The sequence below is a fragment of the Microbulbifer sp. MCCC 1A16149 genome (genome assembly GCF_050368945.1).
Lineage (GTDB): Bacteria > Pseudomonadota > Gammaproteobacteria > Pseudomonadales > Cellvibrionaceae > Microbulbifer.
In genome coordinates this window covers 1,932,901-1,953,367 of sequence record NZ_CP185959.1, presented here as the reverse complement: position 1 = coordinate 1,953,367, position 20,467 = coordinate 1,932,901, and the positions used below count along the sequence as shown (strand labels likewise).

Genomic DNA, 20,467 nt, shown 5'->3' with positions numbered 1-20,467 from the left:
ATCCGATGAAATATCTGAATGAATATCGCGGGCGAGAAAGCATACAGAAGATTGTTGCTGAGTTGCATCGTACCACCACCCGCGCCTGGACATTGATGGAAGTCTGCGGCGGTCAAACACATGCGATCGCCAAATATGGATTACAGCAGTTACTTCCGCCGCAGATAGAGCTGTTACATGGCCCTGGCTGTCCGGTGTGTGTGACATCATTGGATATCATCGATCAGGCAATTGCCATTGCCTCGCGACCTGATGTGATCTTCTGTTCTTTCGGCGATATGCTGCGGGTTCCCGGAACGGATCGGGACCTGTTGGCGGTAAAGGCCGCTGGTGGGGATGTGCGAACGGTTTATTCACCAATGAATGCACTGGAGCTCGCGCGGACACACCCCGATCGCCAGGTTGTGTTTTTTGCAATCGGCTTTGAAACGACGGCACCCGCGAATGCCATGGCGGTGTACCAAGCCCAACGGCAAGGCGTAACCAATTTTTCCCTGTTGGTATCGCAGTTCCTGGTCCCCCCGGCCATAGACACCATCTGCGCCGATGCGGACTCGCGGGTTCAGGGGTTTCTTGCCGCCGGGCATGTCTGTGCAATTACGGGCTTTGAAGATTACCTGCCACTCGCGAACAAAATACGGCGTCCCATCGTGGTTACCGGGTTTGAACCTCTGGATATTCTCGAAGGTGTCCTGATGTGTGTGCGTCAGCTGGAGCAGGGCAAGTATGAAGTTCAGAACCAGTACGCACGCGCGGTTTCCAGCGAAGGTAATATCCCCGCGCGGGAGATGTTGCAGCGGGTATTTGAAATATCTACCCAGAGCTGGCGCGGGGTGGGGGAGATCAACAGCAGCGGATTGCGGTTGCGCCAGAAGTTCGCTGCCTTTGATGCCGGCCAACGATTCCCGATGGATTTCCAGAGTCGGGAGGACACCAGTGGCTGTATCAGTGGGCGGATCATGCAAGGCCTGAGCAAACCCGATGACTGTCCGCACTTCGGTAACAGGTGCCGTCCGCAAAGCCCTCTGGGCGCGCCGATGGTATCTACCGAAGGTCCCTGCGCGGCCTATTATCGATACGGCACTCGCCCACATCATCACGAGGAACCCCGCCATGAACATTGAGTGTCCGCTTCCGCTGGATCAATTGGCCACTGAATCCGAAGAAGTGATTCGGCTGGGCCATGGCAGCGGCGGGGAACTTACCCAGCGTTTACTGCGGGATTTTATTTTTCCCTATATCGACAATCGTTGGATTCAACAGGGGCATGACAGCGCAAGCTTGCCGGTAGACAAGGGGAGCCTGGTCTTCACCACCGACTCTTTCGTAGTGTCTCCGCTGTTCTTCCCCGGTGGCGATATTGGAAAGCTCGCCGTCTACGGCACGGTCAACGATCTGGCCATGAGTGGCGCCCGTCCCAAGTACCTGAGTTGCGGGCTGATTCTGGAAGAGGGGCTACCGATCAAGACCCTGGTACGCATCATGTATTCCATGGGCAATGCCGCTGCAGAAGTCGGGGTACAGCTGGTAACTGGCGATACAAAAGTAGTGGAGAGGGGCAAGGGTGACGGGATCTATATCAACACCTCTGGCATTGGCGTGCTCCAGGCTACTCGGGAAATCTCTCCGCAGCAGATCGCTGCTTCCGATGTGATCATCCTCTCCGGCGATATTGGCCGGCACGGGATGGCGGTCATGGCTCAGCGTGAAGGCCTCGAGTTTGAAAGCCCGCTGCTCAGCGACTGTGCGTCACTGTGCGATCCCGTCGCGGCGCTGTTGGCGGCCGGAGTCGAGGTTCACTGTTTACGGGATCTCACACGGGGTGGGCTTGCTACCGCGCTGGTGGAACTGGCGGAGACTTCAGGTATGGGCATACAGGTCGAGGAAGATTGTATTCCGGTCAGTGAACCAGTGCAGGGCGCCTGCGAGCTGCTCGGGCTCGATCCCATGTATGTCGCCAACGAAGGACGCTTCATCCTGTTTGTGCCGGCGCAACAGCAACAGCAAGCGCTTGAGATCCTGGCAGCGATTCCGGTCTCCACAGGCAGTTGTGTCATTGGTCAGGTCCGTAGCCTGACCAGTGCGGATGTCACCCTGCGGAATCCAATAGGCTGTGAACGGCTACTGTACCGTCTACCCGGTGAGCAGTTGCCCAGAATTTGCTAGCTCGTCGGACCGTCGCTTTATCTGAGCATCTGAGAACTGGCCCACAGTTTGCATCAAATTCAAGTCGGGCCGGAGCCTGTTACTTTTGGCTACGCCGCCGACATGATTTCCTCCGCAAGCGTGACCATTTGGTCCTGCGGGAGCGATGTTAGCTGCAGGGACGCTAGCCTAGATTTGTGAGGTGTTTATGCGGGGTGAATTCCTGCAACAGCTGTTGCCCAGTTTTTACAGATCTGCCGAACAGCCCGGCAACTGGTGTCACGCGCTGGATCTGATTCGCGATGAGATGCAATTGGGCAGTGTCGTGGTACAGATGCTGCGACGGGATGGCGATCGCCTGACCCAGGAGTGGGTCGCGCGTGATTCAATATCCACGACGCACGCCGAATCTCACGATTGCCTGGTCAACAACGATGAAAACCCCCGTCTTGACCTGAGTGACGTGCAACCGCCAGTGGCGGACAGCACCGTCATTCGCGACGAATGCCAGAAGACGGCAGACAGCCCACGCTTCAAAGCCCTCCGGGAACGTATGCAGTTACTGGGATTGGGCCGACCCGCGATCCTCGGCGTCCGCTACGGGGAGGATCGCAACCTGTGTATGATTCTTCACCGGCGCTACGACGATGCCAGAGAGTTCAGTGAGGGCCAGGAAAGGTTCCTGCATTTACTGACCCCCCATCTCAAACAAACGGTTTCCCTTCAGGATAAAATCGGCCAGCTGCAGGAGCAGAGCCAATTCCTGAGTCATTCCCTTGACCAGTTCAATACCGGCGTGCTGGTCCTCGATGGCGCTGGAGAGTTGCGCTGGGCCAATACCCTTGCCCGCCAGGTGCTTGGGCGGAGCCAACATGTATCCCAGGCCGGAAGCCGGTTGCGCTGCAGTTCCCGCGAAGACCAACAACTGCTTGATGAACTGATAGAGCACGCGAGAAAGGAGCCCTGCGGGCGATTTGTGGGAAAGATCGGGCCCGAATGGAATGCTCCGCTACAATTATTGGCTGTGCCGATCCGGGCCGGCACGTCCCCAGGAATTGTGCTCTACATTTCAGAAAGTGGAGTCAAAACCGATCTTTCGGCGCTTGAAATCGTGCGCTTGTTCGGGCTGACGCCCGCCGAGGCCAGGCTCGCGGTTGCGCTCTACGAAGGGTGCGCAGTGAACGAGTACGCAGCGAAGCAGGGAATTTCCTCGGGCACTGCGCGGATACAGTTGAAAAGTATCTTCTCCAAACTCGGTGTCCATCGTCAGCCCGAACTGGTGCGGCTGCTGGGCGCCTCGATTTCCGCGAAGACCCTGCACAGCGTTAACTGACCTCACTCCTTCCCGGTGAACATTTTCCGGCCGGGCCATCTGGCCGGTGTTCATTCCTATCCCCGTATCTGCCTCTCCGCCTTCCCATATTTACACCCTCATATCTCATATTGGATATGACACCCCGTCCACGGCTCCCTAGCATCTTACAGCGACTGAGACAGAACGCTGTCCGGGCTTTCCAGGAGTAAATGGACGATGACCAAAACCCATAAAAAACGCTTTCTAATCAACCTTGCCTGCATCGCTACTGCGGGTCTAATACCGGTAATGGCGAGCGCACAGCTTGCTGTTGACCCCCATATTGCCGAGGTCGGGCCGGAGTCCGATGTGCCGGTAGCTATCCAGAATGCCCGCTGGCATATGAATGATGCCGATATCAACGTGCTCACGTTCCGCAGTATGGAAACCCTGTTTACCACCCGGACCGTGGCCCGCTCGGGCAATGTGTCCACACTGCCTCGCGAGGATAGCGCGCTCGACTTCAACTACCAGTTCGAGGGCAGGACTTACAAGCCGGAGGAGTTCCTCGATCGAACCTACACCAATGCCATGCTGGTGATGAAAAACGGAAAGATCGTCTACGAGAACTATCTCAACAACAGTAAGGCGGACACGCATTTTATGGGCTGGTCGATGACCAAATCCCTGACTTCGCTGTTAGTCGGTATTGCTGTTGAAGAGGGCCGTATCCGCTCACTGGACGATGATATTACCGATTACCTGCCCGAGCTGAAGAGTGGCGCCTACAAGGGGGTCACCATCCGTCAGGTTTTGCAAATGCGCTCAGGGGTTGATTACGAGGAGAGCTATGACTTCGACAGCCCGGGGATCGCTGCGCGCAACCATATCCAGGCGCTGGTGAAGAATGTTGTGCGCTTTGTCGACGCCGCACGTGACATCGAACGCGCGCATCCGCCCGGCAAAGTATTTCAGTACAAGACCATTGATACCGCTGTACTGGGGCTGCTGGTTGAGCGGGTGAGCGACGGCGGCACGCTGGCCTCATATATGGCAAACAGGCTCTGGGAGCCTCTGGGCGCGGAGTCAGATGGCTTCTTCATTATGGATGGGGAGCCCGGTGTTGGCCGCGAGTTCAGTGGCGCTGGCTTCAATGCCACCCTGCGTGATTACGCGAGGATAGGCGAACTGATGCTGAACGAAGGAGAGATTAATGGTCGTCGAATTGTTTCTCGTGATTGGGTCAGGGAATCGGTAAAGCCCGCGGGCCCGGAAGAAGGACCGATGGATTACGGCTACCAGTGGTGGACAGTATCCAAAACGCCCGCGTACTCCGCAATCGGCTTGCAGGGGCAATTCATTTTCGTCGATCCATCCACCGATACGGTCATCGTCAAGCTCAGCTATTTCCCGCCGGAAGACAAGGACGAGGCGGCCATGCGTGAGACGTTCAGCTTCTTTGAGGCCGCATCGAAGTGGGAGCCGGGAAAGGGCAGGGGTTAACCGGCGGCGCTGGAGCAGGGACGCTCCAACCTATATGGAATACGAGAACCAGAAACCATGCGATCCATCCATTTGAAAAGAATAAGTATCGCCAAATAAGGAAATGACCATGAAGCAGAACAAGATCCTACTTGCTACGCTACTGGGCTCTGCCAGCAGCTATGTACTCGCTCAGACTAGTGATCCCGCGGCCGAGGCACCAAGAGTAGCCGCATCCACCGTCGAAGAAGTGGTGGTGACCGCGCAACGGCGTGAAGAGAGCCTGGAAGATATCCCGATGTCCGCCACGGCATTCAATGGCGAAATGTTGAAAAACCTCGGCGTGAGCAAGGTCCAGGATCTCCAGTCCGCTTCTCCGTCACTCTCCATTACGGATACCGGCCCGACCCTGAGTGTAAATATTCGCGGTATCGGCATTGCCACCAATACGCCGAATGTCACCGCAGGTGTTGCCACCTATATCGATGGACTCTTTCAGCCTCCCATTGTGCAGTCAAACAGTTTCTACGATATCGGATCTGTAGAAGTACTGCGCGGCCCACAGGGCACCTTTGTCGGTAACAACTCTACCGGTGGGGCTATCTTTATCAACACCCGGTCTCCCGCACTTGGAGAATTTGGGGGTTACGCAGAAACATCGTTCGGTAACTACGACAGCCTCGGATTCGAGGGCGCGGTCAATATTCCCATTACTGAAGACCTGGCCGTGCGCTTCGCGGGCCTGTCCCGAAATCGCGAAAGCTACTACGAGGATATCGGGCCGCTCGAGAACGAGGCAGGAAAGCTGGAAGAATACAGTGGCCGAGTTGGCATACTGTGGAACCCGGAAAACCTCGAAATGCTATTCAAGGCGCAAACCAACAAGCGCAAGACGGGAGGCTATCCTGCGCAGCCGATCTCCGGAACCACCTACGGAGCGTTCCGCATTGATGATCCATTCACCTACGCCTTTGATGAAGATGTGGCCTACGAAGACAGCGGGGACATGTATAGCCTGAAGCTGGACTACGCATTGGCAAATGGGCTGCAGCTTCGGTCGGTGTCCGGCTATCAGGACAAGGCCATCTCGAATATCTCAGACCTGGATGGGTCGACCGCACCGGTCATGGCAAACGGCGATATCGTCGAAGATTATTTCGCCAACGAAAAACAGCTGAGCCAGGAGATCAACCTCATCTCACCAGTCGACGGCCCGTTTGACTGGGTACTGGGTGCCTACTATCAGGAAACTGATATTGACATCATGATTGTCGATACACAGGCCGGCTTTCCAACCGATATACCCGGAGGCAACCGTCGAAAAGTCACCGGGCTATTCGCCCAGGGTAATTATGAATTCCTGCCCTCCTGGGAACTGCAGACCGGACTGCGCCGATCCACATATGCGGTCGAAGGGCACGGTGGCATTTTCGTGGGCCGCGGTATCCCCGGATTCCCAGCAGAAGGCCTGCAGGTGGGCGATCTCGGCGGCGAATACAAGGACGACCAGATTACCGGGAAGCTCGCATTAAACCGCTACCTGGATAGTGGCTTGGTGTATGCGCAGGTGTCCACGGGCTACAAGCCGGGCGGATTCAACTCTATTTCGTCAGAGTTCGATGCAGAAACCGTAACCAGTTATGAGTTTGGCTGGAAGTTCAGCGCATTTGACGATCACATACGCACCCAGTTGACCGCGTTCTACAACGATTACCAAGACTTCCAGTTTGCGGTACTGGAGCCTTCTACCGGTGTAGAGGGGTCGGAGAATATCGCAGACATGACCATCAAGGGGCTGGAAGCGCAGGTTCAGGCGCAGCTTGGGAACTGGTCAATCATCGGTAATCTCGGTTACACCCAGTCGAACCTGCCAGCCCAGACCTTTATCAACGCGCGGGCGCTCCCCGGCAGTTCACTCGGTCCTCAGTGCCCCGAAGGTATGCCATCCATACCGCCAGTGTGTTTCGATTACGGGCCCTTTATGGAGACAACCGCGGGTGGTGATGCGCTGTACGCACCGGAACTAACATACAACCTCTCGGTAAGTTACGAATATACGCTCGATGGCGGTCTCTACCTTACGCCTCAGATCAGCTATTCCCATATAGACCGACAGTACTCCTACCTCGCGTACTCACCAGAGTCTGATGTCCTGGCCAGCCGCAACCTGCTCAATGCCAGCATATCCCTCACGGACGACCAGTGGAAAGTGTCCGCCTATGGCAGCAACCTGACCGATCAGCAATACGTCTCCGGCCAGTTTGGCATCACTGAATTCTACGGCGCGCCTCGGGAATACGGACTGCGTCTGAGTATCGCTTTCTAACGAAAAAAAATCTTGACCCTAATGGCTACTCCCTTTGCCGGATTGTCGCGACGCAATCCGGCTTTTTTCAGGGAGAGATGTCGTCGCGGAGGTACCATGCCTGTAAAACTAATTCCTGTCTTGCGCCACCGCGTCCTCAGCGTGCTGGTATCCATTCTGTTTACCACGGGGGTAGCTGCGGACAGCAGGTATGCGGATCGCGTTTTACTCGATGCCCGGGTCTACACGGTTGATCCGGCCAGGCCAGAAGCGAGCGCAATCGCGATTCGAAATGGAACGTTTGTCTTTGTGGGAGACACCGATGGCGCCAAATCGTGGATCGGGCCAGAGACCGTCGTAGAGACGCTAAACGGCCGGCTGGTGTTGCCAGGGCTCATTGACGGCCACACTCACCCGGGAATTCTGTCCCTGTTTGCCTCTACAGATATGGTGGCAGCGCCAGACCCGGAACCGGCGGCGTTACTGGAGTGGCTGGATAGCTATGCGAGCGAAAATCCGCAGATACCATTCATTATTGCCGGTTTCTGGCGCACCGCCGACTTTGGCATTAAGGGCCCGCACAAAGCGCGCCTGGACGCAGTAATCAGCGATCGTCCGGTAGCGCTGATGGACGATTCTGGCCACAGTATGTGGCTGAATAGCAAGGCCCTGGAGGTGATGAAAATCGGGCCGGATACCCCGGACCCTGCACCGGGACTTGCCTACTACCAGCGGGGTAAACACAACGAGCCCACCGGCTGGATCAAGGAATTCAGCTCCGCGCCGATCCAGGAGCGGGTGTTGTCCGAGGCAACCACGGCCGATCTCACAGCCAACCTCGAACACTTTCTTCGTTATCTTTCCAGCCAGGGAGTCACCAGCCTGTACGACGGCGGTAACCTCGGACTGCACGACAAGGTCTATAGCGTGCTGGCGAAGCTGGACAGGGAAGGGCGCCTGCCACTTCGTTACGAGGGTAGCTACCACGTGCATCTCCCGGACCAGGTTGATCGCGCTGTCGCGGAAATCAAGCGACTGCACAAAACGTACGGCGGCAGCAACCTGCAATTCAATACCGTAAAGATTCATTTCGACGGTGTGCACGAAATCCGGACATCCGCGCTGCTACAGGATTTTACCGACGATGCCGGAAACCACGGCGGCACGCTCTTTGACGAAGATCGACTGGTCGAATTTATCGGCGAACTGCATCGGGCAAAGCTTGATCTGCATATGCACGTCGTAGGTGACAGGGCAACACGGGTAGCGCTGGATGCCTATGAACGTGCGAAGCAAAGTGGATGGAACTACCCGCGTCTTACCCTGTGTCACCTGGAGCTTGTGAGTGAGGAGGATATCCCGCGGTTTGAACAACTTGGCGTAGTGGCGAACTTTACCCCGCATTGGTTTGGCGACCTTTTCCAGGGAGCGGCGTCCAGCCTGGGATCGCGCAATGAGCAGAAAATGCGTGCGAAGTCATTCTTTGACGCGGGTGCGACCGTGAGTTTTTCCAGTGATGTGGTAGTGCCAGAAGAAATGGATCGTGCAACGCCATTTCTCGGTATGCAGATCGGTCTTAATCGTCAGGATCTCGAGGGGGGTGAACAGGCAAAAATCATGCAACCGGTGTCCGAGAGATTGACTCTGGCACAGCTTATCCGTGGATACACCATAAACGGGGCTTACCAGCTCAGGAGATCCGCATCCCGGGGCTCGATAACCGCAGGTAAATCCGCAGACCTGGTGATTATGCAGGACGACGTTTTTTCCCTGGATACATATCGGATTCATCAGGTCGCTGTGTATCGGACCATGCTGGCGGGAGACTACGTGTACACCTCCGCGGCATCGCAGGTTGAACAGAAAAATTAACACACAATTTAACCGAAACTAGATCAATACAGGAGTGATTAGCGTGGCCACTGACATTACAAAGAGAGCGACTTTACGGGGCATGGCTGGTGTCATCGGCGCTGCGGGCATAGGTGGCTTCGGCCTTGCCGGTTCTACCGCGAGCAGGGCACAGTCACTGGGCAATATTCCAGAGGAGCGGCAACTCTCTGCAGAGCTGGTGCTGCAAATCCATGTGGCTCTCGGCGAAACCGAGGATATGGGACAAACCGCTGAGGGCCACCGCATCAATTACCCGATTATTGGGGGCCATTTCAGCGGCCGCGGACTCAAGGGGAAAGTGATTCCCGGCGGTGCTGACATGTCAGTGGAACGTTCTGATGGCGTTACCATGATCAATGCGCTCTACCGGCTACGGACAGACGATGGAGCAAGCATCATTATTGACAACGCAGGTATCTGGCGCCCCAACAGTAGCGGATTAAGTAAGATGAAGGCGGGGGAAAAACTGCTGCCCGACGATTTCTATTGCCTGACCTCACCAAAATTCAAAACTCCCTCAGGTAAGCACAACTGGCTTACGCAGAATATCTTCGTGGGCTCTATCGACGATGTGGCGGGCGAAAACGCGGTACTCATCGGATGTTATCTGATGAGCCAGACGGCCTGAATATTCAAGCTATATGACTCATATGTTTTCCAGCGGCGCCGGCGCAGCTAGTCGCTACTCCATTGGTGTTGTGGTGGTGACTGGTATGCTGATAGGAACGCTGTTTACACTGTTCGTGTTGCCGACCGTTTACAGCTTATTGGCAAGGGATCACAGTCAGGTGGCGGGTTCAGAGCGTGCCGAAGGCCTTGCTCACGAAGACGTGAAACCGGCATAAGTCGGCTTCACCCCCTAAAAAGAGCGGCTCCCGGTGTGTACTGTTTATCCATACCTGTAAAACTGCACACACCGAGAGCCGATTTAATCGTTCTGGCCTAGGTTTCAGAATCAGAATAGATCCAGTAGGTATATACGTAGGCGACCAGAATGGGGAGTGATTGGCTCAGCTCAGTCTTCAGCGGTCGATCGGCGGCCTCGGATATCGAACACAGACACAGCAGGCGGGGCACGCACACGCCGAACTTTACCCCCCCACATAACAGCATGTGGTTCGCATAATATAGATTATGTTAAATTGTATATTTGGACAGAGATTAGGATCGAGATGTGGATTATCAAAGGTTTACGCGCCTTGTGAATACACGTCGTGAGGTGCCCTAAAAACTGTCACGAAAACCCCGTTTCTGGCGCCTGAAACGCTGGGGAAAACCGGGGTTCTCCAGTAGGATTCGCCCTCTTTTTCGAGGGGGACTTTATGACTACAGGAGAACAAATTTTTCACGCCATTGAACGCCTTTCTGTTGCACTTTCCAGCTGGGAGGAATTCAAAACGACGTTAAAGGATGCCTTTTTGAATGAGGGCACGGAGTACAGTCTGGCGGAGCAACTTGTCGGTATTATCGATGAGCATCTGAAAGCTAATTATAGCGGCGACTATCACTTGAGTCTGGTGCGGTTGATTACTAAGCAACATGACCCCGAACAGCCGCTTCTTCAGAATACCGCGGTGACGAGTGCATTCCGTCAGTACATGTCGTTCTATGTAGATGCGTCTATTCCGGAACCGGCGTACGCCGTCCACCATTAAGGTGTGCCAGTATTATCAGTGTATTCGGCTCTCATCTGCTTGAGAAAGTCGGGAATGCGGGATTCCAGCCAATACCGCGGTTGCCATAGGCTGCCACTGATAAAGCCGACATGTCCGCCGCGCTTGCTGACTTCCAGGGTGACTTCACTACTGATTTCGTCGCTGGTGGGAATTGCGGTGGGACAGACAAATGGGTCGTCCTGCGCATGAACAATCAGCGTTGGTGTGCGAATATTTTTGATAAACGGTTTGCTCGACGCGCGCGTGTAGTAGTCATCTACGCCGCTAAACCCGTGCAGTGGCGCGGTAAATTGATCATCGAAGCTCCTGAAATCACTAAAGAACCTCGATTCATTCAATACAGGCATCTGCTGCGCAAGTTCCGGATCTCGCGCCTTGTTGCGCAGACTCTGTTTCAGACTTTGCAACAAGTGGCGCTGGTACACCTTGGAGAACCCCTGCCCCATACGGCGGCTGGAAGCGTGCAGGTCCAACGGCGCTGACACAGAAACGGCAGCAGACAATAGCGTCTGGTTGCCATCTTCACCCAACCACTTCAACAGCACGTTGCCACCCAGTGAATAGCCTACGGCCATCAGTGGTGTACCGGGAAACTTTTCCCTGAGGTGTCTAGCCAGCCAGCGGGGATCTTCGCTATCGCCACTGTGATAAGCACGCGGCAATAGATTGGGCACGCCGCCGCATCCTCGAAAATGCATGACGGCGACCTGAAAACGTTTTTCCAGCAGCGACTGCATCAATCCCTGCACGTACGGCGATTCCACGGATCCCTCAAGACCGTGAAGTACCAGTACGATGGGTCGATTGGGATTATCTTCAAGCTGAGCGGGTGTATGGAGCGCCAGCCGGTCGCTGTCTGGGGTGGTAAGCCACTGGCACTGGGTTCTAATCCAGGGCTTGGGCCGATGGAAGCGTGGGAATATGGTCTGCAGATGACAGTTGCCGAGCCCGACCGCGGGCTCAAATGGCTTGACGCTCAAAGTACTTTAGCCCTTCGTACATTAGGAAGGGCTGCAAGACTACCGCCGGACCGAATGCTTTGCCAGTTCAAGATGCCTCAGGCGCGGTGACTTTTTCGTAAAAACGGTAGCCGCCATCCGACAGAATGGAATAGACCACATAAGGTTCGAAATCCCCTCCTCGGTACATACCGGGGCTCCCCTGTGGCATTCCCGGCACCGACAGACCGATGCTGTCTTTAGGCGGGTTGGCGAGAAATTTCCTAATCAGGCGCGCCGGCACATGTCCTTCGAACACGTATTTATTATTCCAGACCCCGGTATGGCAACCCTGCATGGTTGCGGGCACACCCCATTGCCGTTTGAACTCAGCAGTGTCCAGCCCGTTTTCACTGCTTACGCTGAATTGATTTTGCTCGAGATGCTTCATCCACTCTTTACAACACAGGCAGAACGGGGACTTGTAGACCACAATATCGGTGTTAGCGCCCTGCTCTGCCACGCTTTGATTGGTGCTGCATGCACTGATAAAACTGACCGATAGCAATAACGCTATGTTGCGAATCGTGCGAATGAAAAAGGTACTGCGATTAGAGTACTTCGGCATAGTAAATTGCATAGTGTTGCTTATTATCTGTCCAGTAGTGCTTGGGACTAAAACCGGTTTTCTGAAGCAGTGCTTTCAGGCCCGGGAGCGTATATTTATGGCTGTTTTCAGTGTGAATGGTCTCCCCTTCCCGAAATTCGAAGTCCCGCCCTGCAACCGCCACCGTCTGATCCTTCAGACTCACAAGGTGCATTTCTACACGCTGGCGATGGGCGTGGTAAAAGGCCCGGTGGGCAAAGGCGCTGGTGTCGAAATTGCCGTTCAATTCGCAATTGATGCGCGACAACAGGTTCTTGTTGAACAGCTCAGTCACGTGCTCGCTATCGTGATAAGCGCGCTCCAAGACGACGGAATCTTTTACCAGGTCCGCCCCTAACAGCAGGCCATCCCCGGCTTTCAGGAATTGGGAAAACTGCCGCAATAGCGCAGTAGCCTGTTCCGGCGTGAAATTACCAATGGTCGATCCCGGGAAAAAAATAACGTTTTTGTGCGTGGTTTCCGGTAGATCCGCCCAGGCTTCAGGCGCAGTGAAATCACCGATTACCGGAGCAACCTCTAGCCCGGGTAATCTGGCCTGGATCCGCTGCTGGGCAGTGAGGAGAATCTCCGGGGATATATCCAGCGGATAGTAGGCCTGGGGGGATTCCATACAAGCCAGCAGGGGCTCGGCCTTCTCACAATTGCCCGCACCGGGCTCTACCAGCACCACTGACTCGCCAAGGAGGTCCGCCATTTCGGGCAGGCTTTCGCAAAAAATATTGGCCTCAGTGCGAGTGAGATAGTAATCCTCCAGCTCGCAGATTTCTTCAAAGAGCTTTGATCCGGCTTCATCGTAGAGATACTTACACGGGAGTGTCTTTTGTTGCCTGGTGAGGCCCGCCAAAACATCAGCTTCAAACTCCTGGAGATAGCCGCATTGCACTGCAGCCCCCTGCTCTGTCAGCACTGAATTCTGAACGGCCATGTCCACTAAAAATCTCCTGCCAGTCGAATACCGGTAAATTGCCAAGCTTGATGGGGATAGAAGAAATTACGATAGCTGATCCGGATATGATTGCGCGGTGTGATACAGGAACCACCGCGCAGAACCATCTGGTTGCACATGAACTTCCCGTTATATTCGCCCACGGCGTCGGCACTTGCCCTGAAACCCGGATAGGGTTGATACGCGCTCGAGGTCCATTGCCAGAGGTTCCCCAATAGCTGAGGCTCTGGGGAAGCCGGGGTCTCCGGGTGGGGCTGAAAACGGCCGGCTTCCAGCATGTTGGCGCGGCCAGCAGCATCCTTGCGGCAGTGTAGCCAGGCTGCAATTTCCCACTCGAATTCCGTCGGCAGTCGATGTCCAGCCCAGCTCGCAAACGCATCCGCCTCGTAAAAACTCACGTGGCACACGGGCGCCGTCAGGTCCAGAGGTTGCAGCCCACCAAGGGTGAACTGATACCAGTCGCCATCAATTTCCCGCCAGTACAGTGGCGCCTGCAACCCGCCCTGTTGCACGTGTGCCCACCCATCCGAAAGCCACAAGCGCGGCTCCTGATAACTCCCGTCCTGTAGAAATTCCAGATACTCGCCATTGGTGATCAATCGCGACTGCAAGCGAAATGCCTGCTGATAGCGCAGGTGCGCCGGACCTTCGTTATCGAAACAGAAGTCTTCGCCGTCACAACCCACGGTGTAATTATCTTCGGGCACCTTGAGCCATTCGCTCGGCAGACTGCCCCGCCCTCTGGGATCGCTCTCGAGATCATCCCGGTAGGCGGGCAATATGGGGTTTAATGAAAACGCATGCTTGATATCGGTAAGCAGCAATTCCTGGTGTTGCTGTTCGTGGTTGAGGCCCAGCACCAGTAAATTGGCGTGTTCCGTGGAGACATCTTCCTCCGTCAGCCACTGCTCAATGGCGCGATCAATACTGCGACGGTAGGCGAAAACTTCTTCTATGGAGGGGCGTGACAATAATCCGCGCTGGGGCCGCGAAAACGGTTGGCCGAGTGCGTTGTAATAGGAATTGAACAGGTGGTGATAGGCGGAATCGAAGGAGCAATAACCCGGCAGCAGCGACCGCAGGATAAATGTCTCGAAGAACCAGCTGGTATGGGCCAGGTGCCATTTACTGGGGCTGGCATCCGGCATCGACTGCAATTGCATGTCTTCCGACGTCAGCGGGTCGGTGAGACTTTCGGTTTCACTGCGGACCTTTTGATACCGTCCCAGTAAGGCGGCCCGCTCATCCAGAGATAGTTCTCTTTCGGGCTCGTGCCAATACAGGTGTGCCGAATTGTCAGTTACCTCCGAACCCGCTTCTGAAATCAGAATCATTCTTTGAGCCGTCAACTGCACTGGTTGCTATTGATCATACATCCATTGTGGCGTTTTCCCATGTGGATGCCGTGATTCTCGCGGCAATTGGCGCCAGGAATTTCGTCTTTCCCATTTATCTTCGGGCACAAAAAAGGGCCGGCAAGGCCGACCCTTTTCCTGCTTCACATCAGATGTGATCAGAAGCGAACGGTGAAATCCGCACCGTACATACGGGGCATGAAGCGCCACGCGGGGCTGGCACCAATCGCAGCACCGGTGCCGCCATAGCCACCAGCGATCTCTTCGTCGGTGACGTTCTGCACCCAAAGGGCTGCAGAGTAACGGTCGGAGGCGCTGTTCCAGCCTGCACGCAGGTTCATCAGCTGGTAGTCCGGGATCACACGAGCCGGATCGCTGATGGAGCCAACACGCTCATCGGTCCAGTTGTAATCACCGCGCAGCACAACATTCGCACCACTTGCCAGATCCCAGGAGTATTCAGCCATCAGGTTGAACTTGTTCTCCGGGGTTCCCACGCGGGGCTGACCTACGCGAGAGTTTTCCTCTTCGGTCTCACCGATAGACTCGATGATCTGGTAGCGGGTGTACTCGGTATCCAGGAAGGAGTAGTTACCCGCAATAAACAGGTTGTCGCTAGCTGCCCACTGGACTTCGAATTCTGCACCGCGACCTTCAGCATCGGCGTTACGCAGGTAGTAGTTCGGAATCGGCGCGCCAACCAGGTCCAGCTGTTGCAGGTTGTCGTAGTTGTACGCGAATACAGAAGCATTGAAGCGCACAGCGTTGTCGAACAGGCTGCTCTTCAGGCCGATTTCCAGGTTGGTGACGCTTTCCTGATCGAACGACGGGTCGATGCCCGGGGCTGCGCTGAAGCTGTTGAAACCACCCGCTTTAAAGCCATCTGCCAGGGAGATGAACGTCATCACATCGTCGTTCCAGCGGTAGTCCAGAACCAGACGGCCAGACAGGTCGCTCCAGGAGTCGTCCAGTTTCTGGTTCAGGTTCGCGACGCCGTTGTTGTTGAACGCCATACCGAACGGAATTTCAGCAACCTGGCCCGGAGGCAGTGTGATGGAGCCAAGAACGCTGCCATCTGGACCCATCAGGGCGACATCACCACCGACGAATGCGATCGGCAAGGTGTTCTGGTAGCTGCTTATGATGGAGAAGTCTTTCTCGTCCGCGGTATAACGCGCACCAACAGTCAGGTCCATCTTATCGGTGAGGCTCCAGGTTGCATCACCGTAGATGGCCGCTGAGCGGTAGTCACCTTTGTTCAGTACGGATTCGTTCCACGGCGTGTCCGCCATCACCCACGGGGTGATACCAGCCATCAGCTGACCGATCATCTGGTCGCGATTCAACATGCTGGCAGTAATGCCTGCAGGTGCACCCAGTGCTTGCAGCAGCGCGTCAGCCTGTCCGGATTGCAGCATCAGATCGTAAATGAACGTAGATACCGCAGCGCCTTCGAGACCACCGGCAATCATCAGCTGGCGCTGCTGATAGGACAGGTCTTCCAGTTCGGTGGTGGTGAAGCCAGCACCTTGGTATGCGGCTTTGACGCCCTCGTATACCGCGAAGGATTCCAGCGAGCCCGCAGTGAAGTAGGCATCGGTGGTGTGCTCCAGCTCTTCACGAGAGTAGGAAGCACCCAGGGTCCACTTCAGGTTGTCAGTCATGCCGTTCAGACGGAACTCCTGGGAGAACTGGGTCTGATCGTCGAAGTTGGCGGAACCGAACATGTAATCCGGGTTGGCGGTGCCGTCTTCGTCCTGCTGCAGGTGTGCTTCAAAACCGCGGTATGCGGTAATGGATGTCAGGGTGACATTTTCAAAGTCGTGAATCACAGACACAGAAGTGCCCCAGGAATCACGATCTTCGATGGTCGGTGTATCCAGTGCGTAATCGCCGAACACGTCGGTACCACCGGCTTCTGCCTGAAGTGATGGAACGATGGAAGTACGCAGTGCACTACCCTGGTCCATGATGCCGTACTCGGCACGCCACAGAACTTCGGTATCCGGGGTCGGCTCCCACAGCAGGGATGCGCGATAGGTCTGGGTGTCGACATTACCCACTTCAAAATCATTCGCCAGGTTATCGGCGAAGGAATCGCGACGGTTGGTGGACGCGGTAAAGCGGCCGTACAGGTTGTCGCTCAACTGGCGGTTAACCAGCAAATCTGATGACTGGCGACCATAGTTACCGGCAGTCAGGTTCAGCTCGGTAGTGTCGTCGGCCTGGGGCTTTTTGCTGATAATGTGGATCGCACCGCCGGTGGCGTTACGGCCAAACAGCGTGCCCTGCGGGCCTTTCAGTACTTCCACACGCTCGATATCGGCGAGCGGAACCTCTGCACCAGCGCCGCGGCCGGTGTATACGCCGTCCACGTAAACCGCTACCGCCGGGTCGGAGCCCACGGTGAAGTCGCCGGTTTCGATACCGCGCACACTATAGGTAGGCTGCAGCGGCGTATCGTTGTTCATTTCGACACCGGGCGTGAATTTACCCAGGTCTGTCAGATTTTTTACACCCATTGCCTTCATGCTGTCGCCAGTGAAAGCGGAGATGGCAATTGGTACATCTTGCAGGTTTTCCGCGCGCTTCTGCGCGGTAACCACAACTTCTTCGATCTCGGCAGCAGATGCAGTGCCGCTCAGCGCTGTGGTTACGGCGATGGCTGCGGAGAGAGAAGAAATGGTGAAAGATCGGTTTTTACCGGACTGATTGGCGTCGTACATCATCGCGTCCTCGCGTTTTAGTTATATGAAAAGCGTGATGGAAAGTTATCTTTATTGATAGTCAAGTTCGGCCATCTTAAGGGTACAGCTGTCCCAAGAAAAGCTTGTTATGACCTTTTTGCCGTGACCGGTCAGTTTCGGCGCAAGATAATGTGACGTAATGCGCCATTTTGGCATTATTCTCAACACAAACCACTAGTTTGTGACTGGAATAAGTCTGCTGGTAACCGTTTAAGATCCCGATAAGACTGATAGACTGACATCCTCCCGCGATTCCGAATGAGCGGCGCGGGTCCCAAAATAACGACTTTGATTCTGACACGAGAGACCTTGTGATGATGGCTCCCACTCCCTGGCCAAGACGCGTGCTGCGCGGCCTGCTTGCCCTGTCTGTCCTCTTATTACTGGTTGGCCTGGCCGCCTGGCTATGGTTGCGTCAGAGCCTGCCTCTACTGGATGGCGACCTCGCCACGGGCCAACTGGAAAACCCAGTGACTATCGAGCGCGATGCCCAGGGCATACCCTTCATTACCGCAGAGTCCCGCAGCGACTCCGCCTTTGCATTGGGCTTCCTGCACGCGCAAGAGCGTTTCTTCCAGATGGATCTGCTGCGCCGCAACTCCTCCGGCGAGCTGTCAGAGCTCGTAGGCGAAGCGGCTCTCGATCACGATCAGGAAGTGCGGGTACATCAGTTCCGCGCTCGTGCTGAACGCAATATCGCCGCCATGCCCGCAGAGGACCGGAAAATCCTGCAGCACTATGCCGATGGCGTGAACTTCGGTCTGTCGCAACTGGGCGCGGCGCCCTGGGAGTACGCCCTGCTCCGGCAGAAGCCCCGCAATTGGGTTCCAGCAGATAGCCTGCTCACTATTTTCAGTATGTATATGACCCTGCAGAGCCACACCGGCAACTTCGAGCGTCGCGACAATGCCTTGGCCGAATTGCTGCCCGGAGACCTGTATGCGTTCTTCGTGCCCAAGGGCGGAATCTGGGACGCGCCGCTGATCGGGGATGCCCGTGGCCCACTGTCACTCCCGCAGACAGATATTGCTGCGCTGGTAGAAGACGGCACACCCATGGCGCACCAGGAAATGGAAAGCGAAGACATGATCTTCGGCAGCAACAACTGGGTAGTGGGCGGCGCCCTGACTGAACACGGTGCCGCGATAGTCGCCGACGATATGCACCTCAAGATCACGGTGCCCAATATCTGGTACCGCGCGGGCTGGAATGTGCCGGGTACAGAATTTGACATGCGCGGCGCCTCCCTGCCGGGCGGTCCGATCATCGTGGCCGGCAGCAACAGTAAAGTCGCGTGGGGATTCACCAATACCACCGCGGACTGGGGCGACCTGATTCCCCTTGAACTCTCGGAAAGTGGCGACCAGTACCGTACGCCCGATGGCTGGAAAGACTTCGAAATCGCCAAAGAGAAGATTGCTATCAGCGGCAAGCCCCCGGCTATGTTGGAGGTGCGCAAGACCATCTGGGGACCGGTTGTCGGCAAGGACCACAATGAAAGGCCCCTCGCCTACCGCTGGGTAGCCCACGATGTACGCGGTGCGAACCTGAATCTGCTGAAGCTGGAGACAGCGGCGACCACCCGCGCAGCGATGGATCTCGCCCCCGAGCTTGGCATTCCCCACCAGAATCTCGTGCTGGGTGACAGTGAAGGCAATATCGGTTGGACGGTGGCAGGCCCAATCCCCCGCCGTGTTGGGCTGGATGGCAGCCGCTCGGTGAGCTGGGCGGACGGTACTGCGTACTGGGATGGCTATCTCTCTCTGCAAGAGCAGCCGCAGGTGTACAACCCGCCCTCGCACCGCATCTGGACTGCCAACGCGCGCACCATGGATGGGGAATTCCTTCGTGTGATGGGCGATGGCGGCTACGCGCTGGGTGCGCGCCAGCAGCAAATTCGCGATGACCTGTTTGCCCGGGAACGCTTCACGGAGCAGGATCTGCTCGACATCCAACTGGACGATCGCGCGGTCTTCCTTGAGCGGTGGCAAAAACAACTCGCTGGATTACTTGAAGGTGCCGACGAGTATCAGGAAGTGTACGAACAGGTAAAAGACTGGGGCGGTCGCGCCAGCGCCGACTCTGTTGGTTACCGCATCGTGCGTAATTTCCGCTTGCGCTTTATCGATCTTTCCACCGCACCGGTACTGACCTTCATGCAGCGCTACGCACCGGATTTCAAGTTTGGACGCGTCAACCGCCAGGTCGAGTATCCCGCGTGGGAAATGCTGTCAGCAGAGCCTGAGCACCTGTTAAACCCGGAATTTGAATCCTGGCAGGCGCTCAAGTTCGCCGCTCTGGATCGGGTACTGGAAGATATGGCGAAAGATGGGCTGCCGCTGGCAGAACAGACGTGGGGCGTACAAAATTCTGCCAAGATTCGCCATCCGCTGGGACGCGCCATAGGAGCCGTCAACTGGTTTACTGCGATGCCAGCAGATCCGCTGCCTGGCGACTCGCATATGCCGCGCTTCCAGTCTTCCACCAACGGCGCCTCTGAACGTATGGTCGTGGCACCGGGACACGAGGAGCGCGGCATCTTCCATATGGCAACTGGGCAAAGCGCTCATCCCCTGTCCCCATTCTTTGGCAATGGACACCGGGATTGGGTGGAAGGTAATCCCTCCAGCTTTACAGAAAAATCCGCGGCTTACGTATTAACCCTGCATTGAGCTGACGCCCACACAAGGGCGCAGCTCAGGCGGTTTCGTCGAGGATGGCGAAAGAAAGGAAGGATGTGAAAAGCCCCAGCCCCAGGACAAACGGCAACAGGGGAAAACAGATCATCAGCAGGGATGCGCAGATCCAGAGGTTTTTCACCCAGGTGCGCTTGATACGATAGGCGCGGGTATAGCGACGCAAATGGCTGTCGTTTTCATCTGGCAACGCGATCTCGTTTTCCTGGGGCAGAAAGCTGCGCACCAGAAGAGTGCAATAAAAACGAAGCAACATCCACAACATAGAACCACCACTGGCAAACACCTCTCTCAGTATAGATAGGGGTTTGCCAATGTATGGG

General features: G+C 55.8%; 16 protein-coding genes. 10 read left to right on the top strand and 6 right to left on the bottom strand.

Annotated features, from left to right (window positions below):
• The first annotated feature begins 5 nt into the window (after window positions 1-5).
• From hypD to ACONT6_RS08295, 9 genes are all read left to right on the top strand, one after another.
• Window positions 6-1,124: a hydrogenase formation protein HypD gene (gene hypD / locus ACONT6_RS08335; protein WP_428821252.1), complete on the top strand. Its 1,119-nt coding sequence runs from the start codon at window positions 6-8 to the stop codon at window positions 1,122-1,124.
• The gene (hypE, locus tag ACONT6_RS08330) at window positions 1,114-2,166 is read left to right on the top strand and encodes a hydrogenase expression/formation protein HypE (RefSeq protein ID WP_428821251.1); all 1,053 of its coding nucleotides are present in this window, start codon (window positions 1,114-1,116) and stop codon (window positions 2,164-2,166) included. The genes hypD and hypE overlap by 11 nt, the downstream gene beginning before the upstream one ends.
• A 187-nt stretch (window positions 2,167-2,353) precedes the next feature.
• Window positions 2,354-3,478 carry a helix-turn-helix transcriptional regulator gene (locus ACONT6_RS08325; RefSeq protein ID WP_428821250.1) on the top strand — a complete coding sequence of 375 codons (1,125 nt, stop codon included), beginning with the start codon at window positions 2,354-2,356 and terminating at the stop codon, window positions 3,476-3,478.
• Between the two features lie 198 nt (window positions 3,479-3,676).
• The gene (locus ACONT6_RS08320; protein ID WP_428821249.1) at window positions 3,677-4,942 is read left to right on the top strand and encodes a serine hydrolase domain-containing protein; all 1,266 of its coding nucleotides are present in this window, start codon (window positions 3,677-3,679) and stop codon (window positions 4,940-4,942) included.
• A gap of 109 nt (window positions 4,943-5,051) precedes the next feature.
• Window positions 5,052-7,247 (top strand): TonB-dependent receptor, encoded by a 2,196-nt coding sequence (locus ACONT6_RS08315; RefSeq protein WP_428821248.1) that lies wholly within the window; start codon window positions 5,052-5,054, stop codon window positions 7,245-7,247.
• A gap of 96 nt (window positions 7,248-7,343) precedes the next feature.
• The gene (locus ACONT6_RS08310) at window positions 7,344-9,098 is read left to right on the top strand and encodes an amidohydrolase (protein WP_428821247.1); all 1,755 of its coding nucleotides are present in this window, start codon (window positions 7,344-7,346) and stop codon (window positions 9,096-9,098) included.
• 43 nt (window positions 9,099-9,141) lie between these two features.
• Entirely contained in the window at window positions 9,142-9,747 is a 606-nt protein-coding gene (locus ACONT6_RS08305) for a DUF3237 domain-containing protein (protein WP_428821246.1), read from the top strand.
• A gap of 13 nt (window positions 9,748-9,760) precedes the next feature.
• Window positions 9,761-9,964: an efflux RND transporter permease subunit gene (locus tag ACONT6_RS08300; RefSeq protein ID WP_428821245.1), complete on the top strand. Its 204-nt coding sequence runs from the start codon at window positions 9,761-9,763 to the stop codon at window positions 9,962-9,964.
• 477 nt (window positions 9,965-10,441) lie between these two features.
• On the top strand, window positions 10,442-10,774 hold the full coding sequence (locus ACONT6_RS08295; protein WP_428821244.1) for a hypothetical protein: 333 nt from the start codon (window positions 10,442-10,444) through the stop codon (window positions 10,772-10,774).
• On the opposite strand, the gene ACONT6_RS08290 is transcribed toward ACONT6_RS08295, so the two are convergent.
• The 5 genes from ACONT6_RS08290 to ACONT6_RS08270 form a co-directional block, all read right to left on the bottom strand.
• Window positions 10,771-11,775 carry a hydrolase gene (locus ACONT6_RS08290; protein WP_428821243.1) on the bottom strand — a complete coding sequence of 335 codons (1,005 nt, stop codon included), beginning with the start codon at window positions 11,773-11,775 and terminating at the stop codon, window positions 10,771-10,773. The genes ACONT6_RS08295 and ACONT6_RS08290 overlap by 4 nt on opposite strands.
• A 67-nt stretch (window positions 11,776-11,842) precedes the next feature.
• Window positions 11,843-12,361: a DUF411 domain-containing protein gene (locus ACONT6_RS08285; protein ID WP_428821242.1), complete on the bottom strand. Its 519-nt coding sequence runs from the start codon at window positions 12,359-12,361 to the stop codon at window positions 11,843-11,845.
• Window positions 12,345-13,325: an L-histidine N(alpha)-methyltransferase gene (gene egtD, locus ACONT6_RS08280; RefSeq protein ID WP_428821241.1), complete on the bottom strand. Its 981-nt coding sequence runs from the start codon at window positions 13,323-13,325 to the stop codon at window positions 12,345-12,347. Before egtD ends, ACONT6_RS08285 begins: the two co-directional genes overlap by 17 nt.
• Before the next feature lie 5 nt (window positions 13,326-13,330).
• On the bottom strand, window positions 13,331-14,680 hold the full coding sequence (gene egtB, locus ACONT6_RS08275; RefSeq protein WP_428821240.1) for an ergothioneine biosynthesis protein EgtB: 1,350 nt from the start codon (window positions 14,678-14,680) through the stop codon (window positions 13,331-13,333).
• Between the two features lie 179 nt (window positions 14,681-14,859).
• Window positions 14,860-17,430 (bottom strand): TonB-dependent receptor, encoded by a 2,571-nt coding sequence (locus tag ACONT6_RS08270; protein ID WP_428821239.1) that lies wholly within the window; start codon window positions 17,428-17,430, stop codon window positions 14,860-14,862.
• Between the two features lie 332 nt (window positions 17,431-17,762).
• Between ACONT6_RS08270 and ACONT6_RS08265 the strand changes: the two genes are divergently transcribed.
• Window positions 17,763-20,120 (top strand): penicillin acylase family protein, encoded by a 2,358-nt coding sequence (locus ACONT6_RS08265; protein ID WP_428821238.1) that lies wholly within the window; start codon window positions 17,763-17,765, stop codon window positions 20,118-20,120.
• 25 nt (window positions 20,121-20,145) lie between these two features.
• Here the strand turns inward: ACONT6_RS08265 and ACONT6_RS08260 are convergent, their stop codons facing one another.
• Window positions 20,146-20,409: a hypothetical protein gene (locus tag ACONT6_RS08260; RefSeq protein WP_428821237.1), complete on the bottom strand. Its 264-nt coding sequence runs from the start codon at window positions 20,407-20,409 to the stop codon at window positions 20,146-20,148.
• Window positions 20,410-20,467 lie beyond the last annotated feature (58 nt).

What these genes read in the sequence shown, in the direction of transcription:
- hypD (WP_428821252.1), top strand. Translation starts at nt 6, where the DNA reads ATGAAATATCTGAATGAATATCGCGGGCGAGAAAGCATACAGAAGATT.
- hypE (WP_428821251.1), top strand. Translation starts at nt 1,114, where the DNA reads ATGAACATTGAGTGTCCGCTTCCGCTGGATCAATTGGCCACTGAATCC.
- ACONT6_RS08325 (WP_428821250.1), top strand. Translation starts at nt 2,354, where the DNA reads ATGCGGGGTGAATTCCTGCAACAGCTGTTGCCCAGTTTTTACAGATCT.
- ACONT6_RS08320 (WP_428821249.1), top strand. Translation starts at nt 3,677, where the DNA reads ATGACCAAAACCCATAAAAAACGCTTTCTAATCAACCTTGCCTGCATC.
- ACONT6_RS08315 (WP_428821248.1), top strand. Translation starts at nt 5,052, where the DNA reads ATGAAGCAGAACAAGATCCTACTTGCTACGCTACTGGGCTCTGCCAGC.
- ACONT6_RS08310 (WP_428821247.1), top strand. Translation starts at nt 7,344, where the DNA reads ATGCCTGTAAAACTAATTCCTGTCTTGCGCCACCGCGTCCTCAGCGTG.
- ACONT6_RS08300 (WP_428821245.1), top strand. Translation starts at nt 9,761, where the DNA reads ATGACTCATATGTTTTCCAGCGGCGCCGGCGCAGCTAGTCGCTACTCC.
- ACONT6_RS08295 (WP_428821244.1), top strand. Translation starts at nt 10,442, where the DNA reads ATGACTACAGGAGAACAAATTTTTCACGCCATTGAACGCCTTTCTGTT.
- ACONT6_RS08285 (WP_428821242.1), bottom strand. Translation starts at nt 12,361, where the DNA reads ATGCCGAAGTACTCTAATCGCAGTACCTTTTTCATTCGCACGATTCGC.
- egtD (WP_428821241.1), bottom strand. Translation starts at nt 13,325, where the DNA reads ATGGCCGTTCAGAATTCAGTGCTGACAGAGCAGGGGGCTGCAGTGCAA.
- egtB (WP_428821240.1), bottom strand. Translation starts at nt 14,680, where the DNA reads ATGATTCTGATTTCAGAAGCGGGTTCGGAGGTAACTGACAATTCGGCA.
- ACONT6_RS08270 (WP_428821239.1), bottom strand. Translation starts at nt 17,430, where the DNA reads ATGATGTACGACGCCAATCAGTCCGGTAAAAACCGATCTTTCACCATT.
- ACONT6_RS08265 (WP_428821238.1), top strand. Translation starts at nt 17,763, where the DNA reads ATGATGGCTCCCACTCCCTGGCCAAGACGCGTGCTGCGCGGCCTGCTT.
- ACONT6_RS08260 (WP_428821237.1), bottom strand. Translation starts at nt 20,409, where the DNA reads ATGTTGTGGATGTTGCTTCGTTTTTATTGCACTCTTCTGGTGCGCAGC.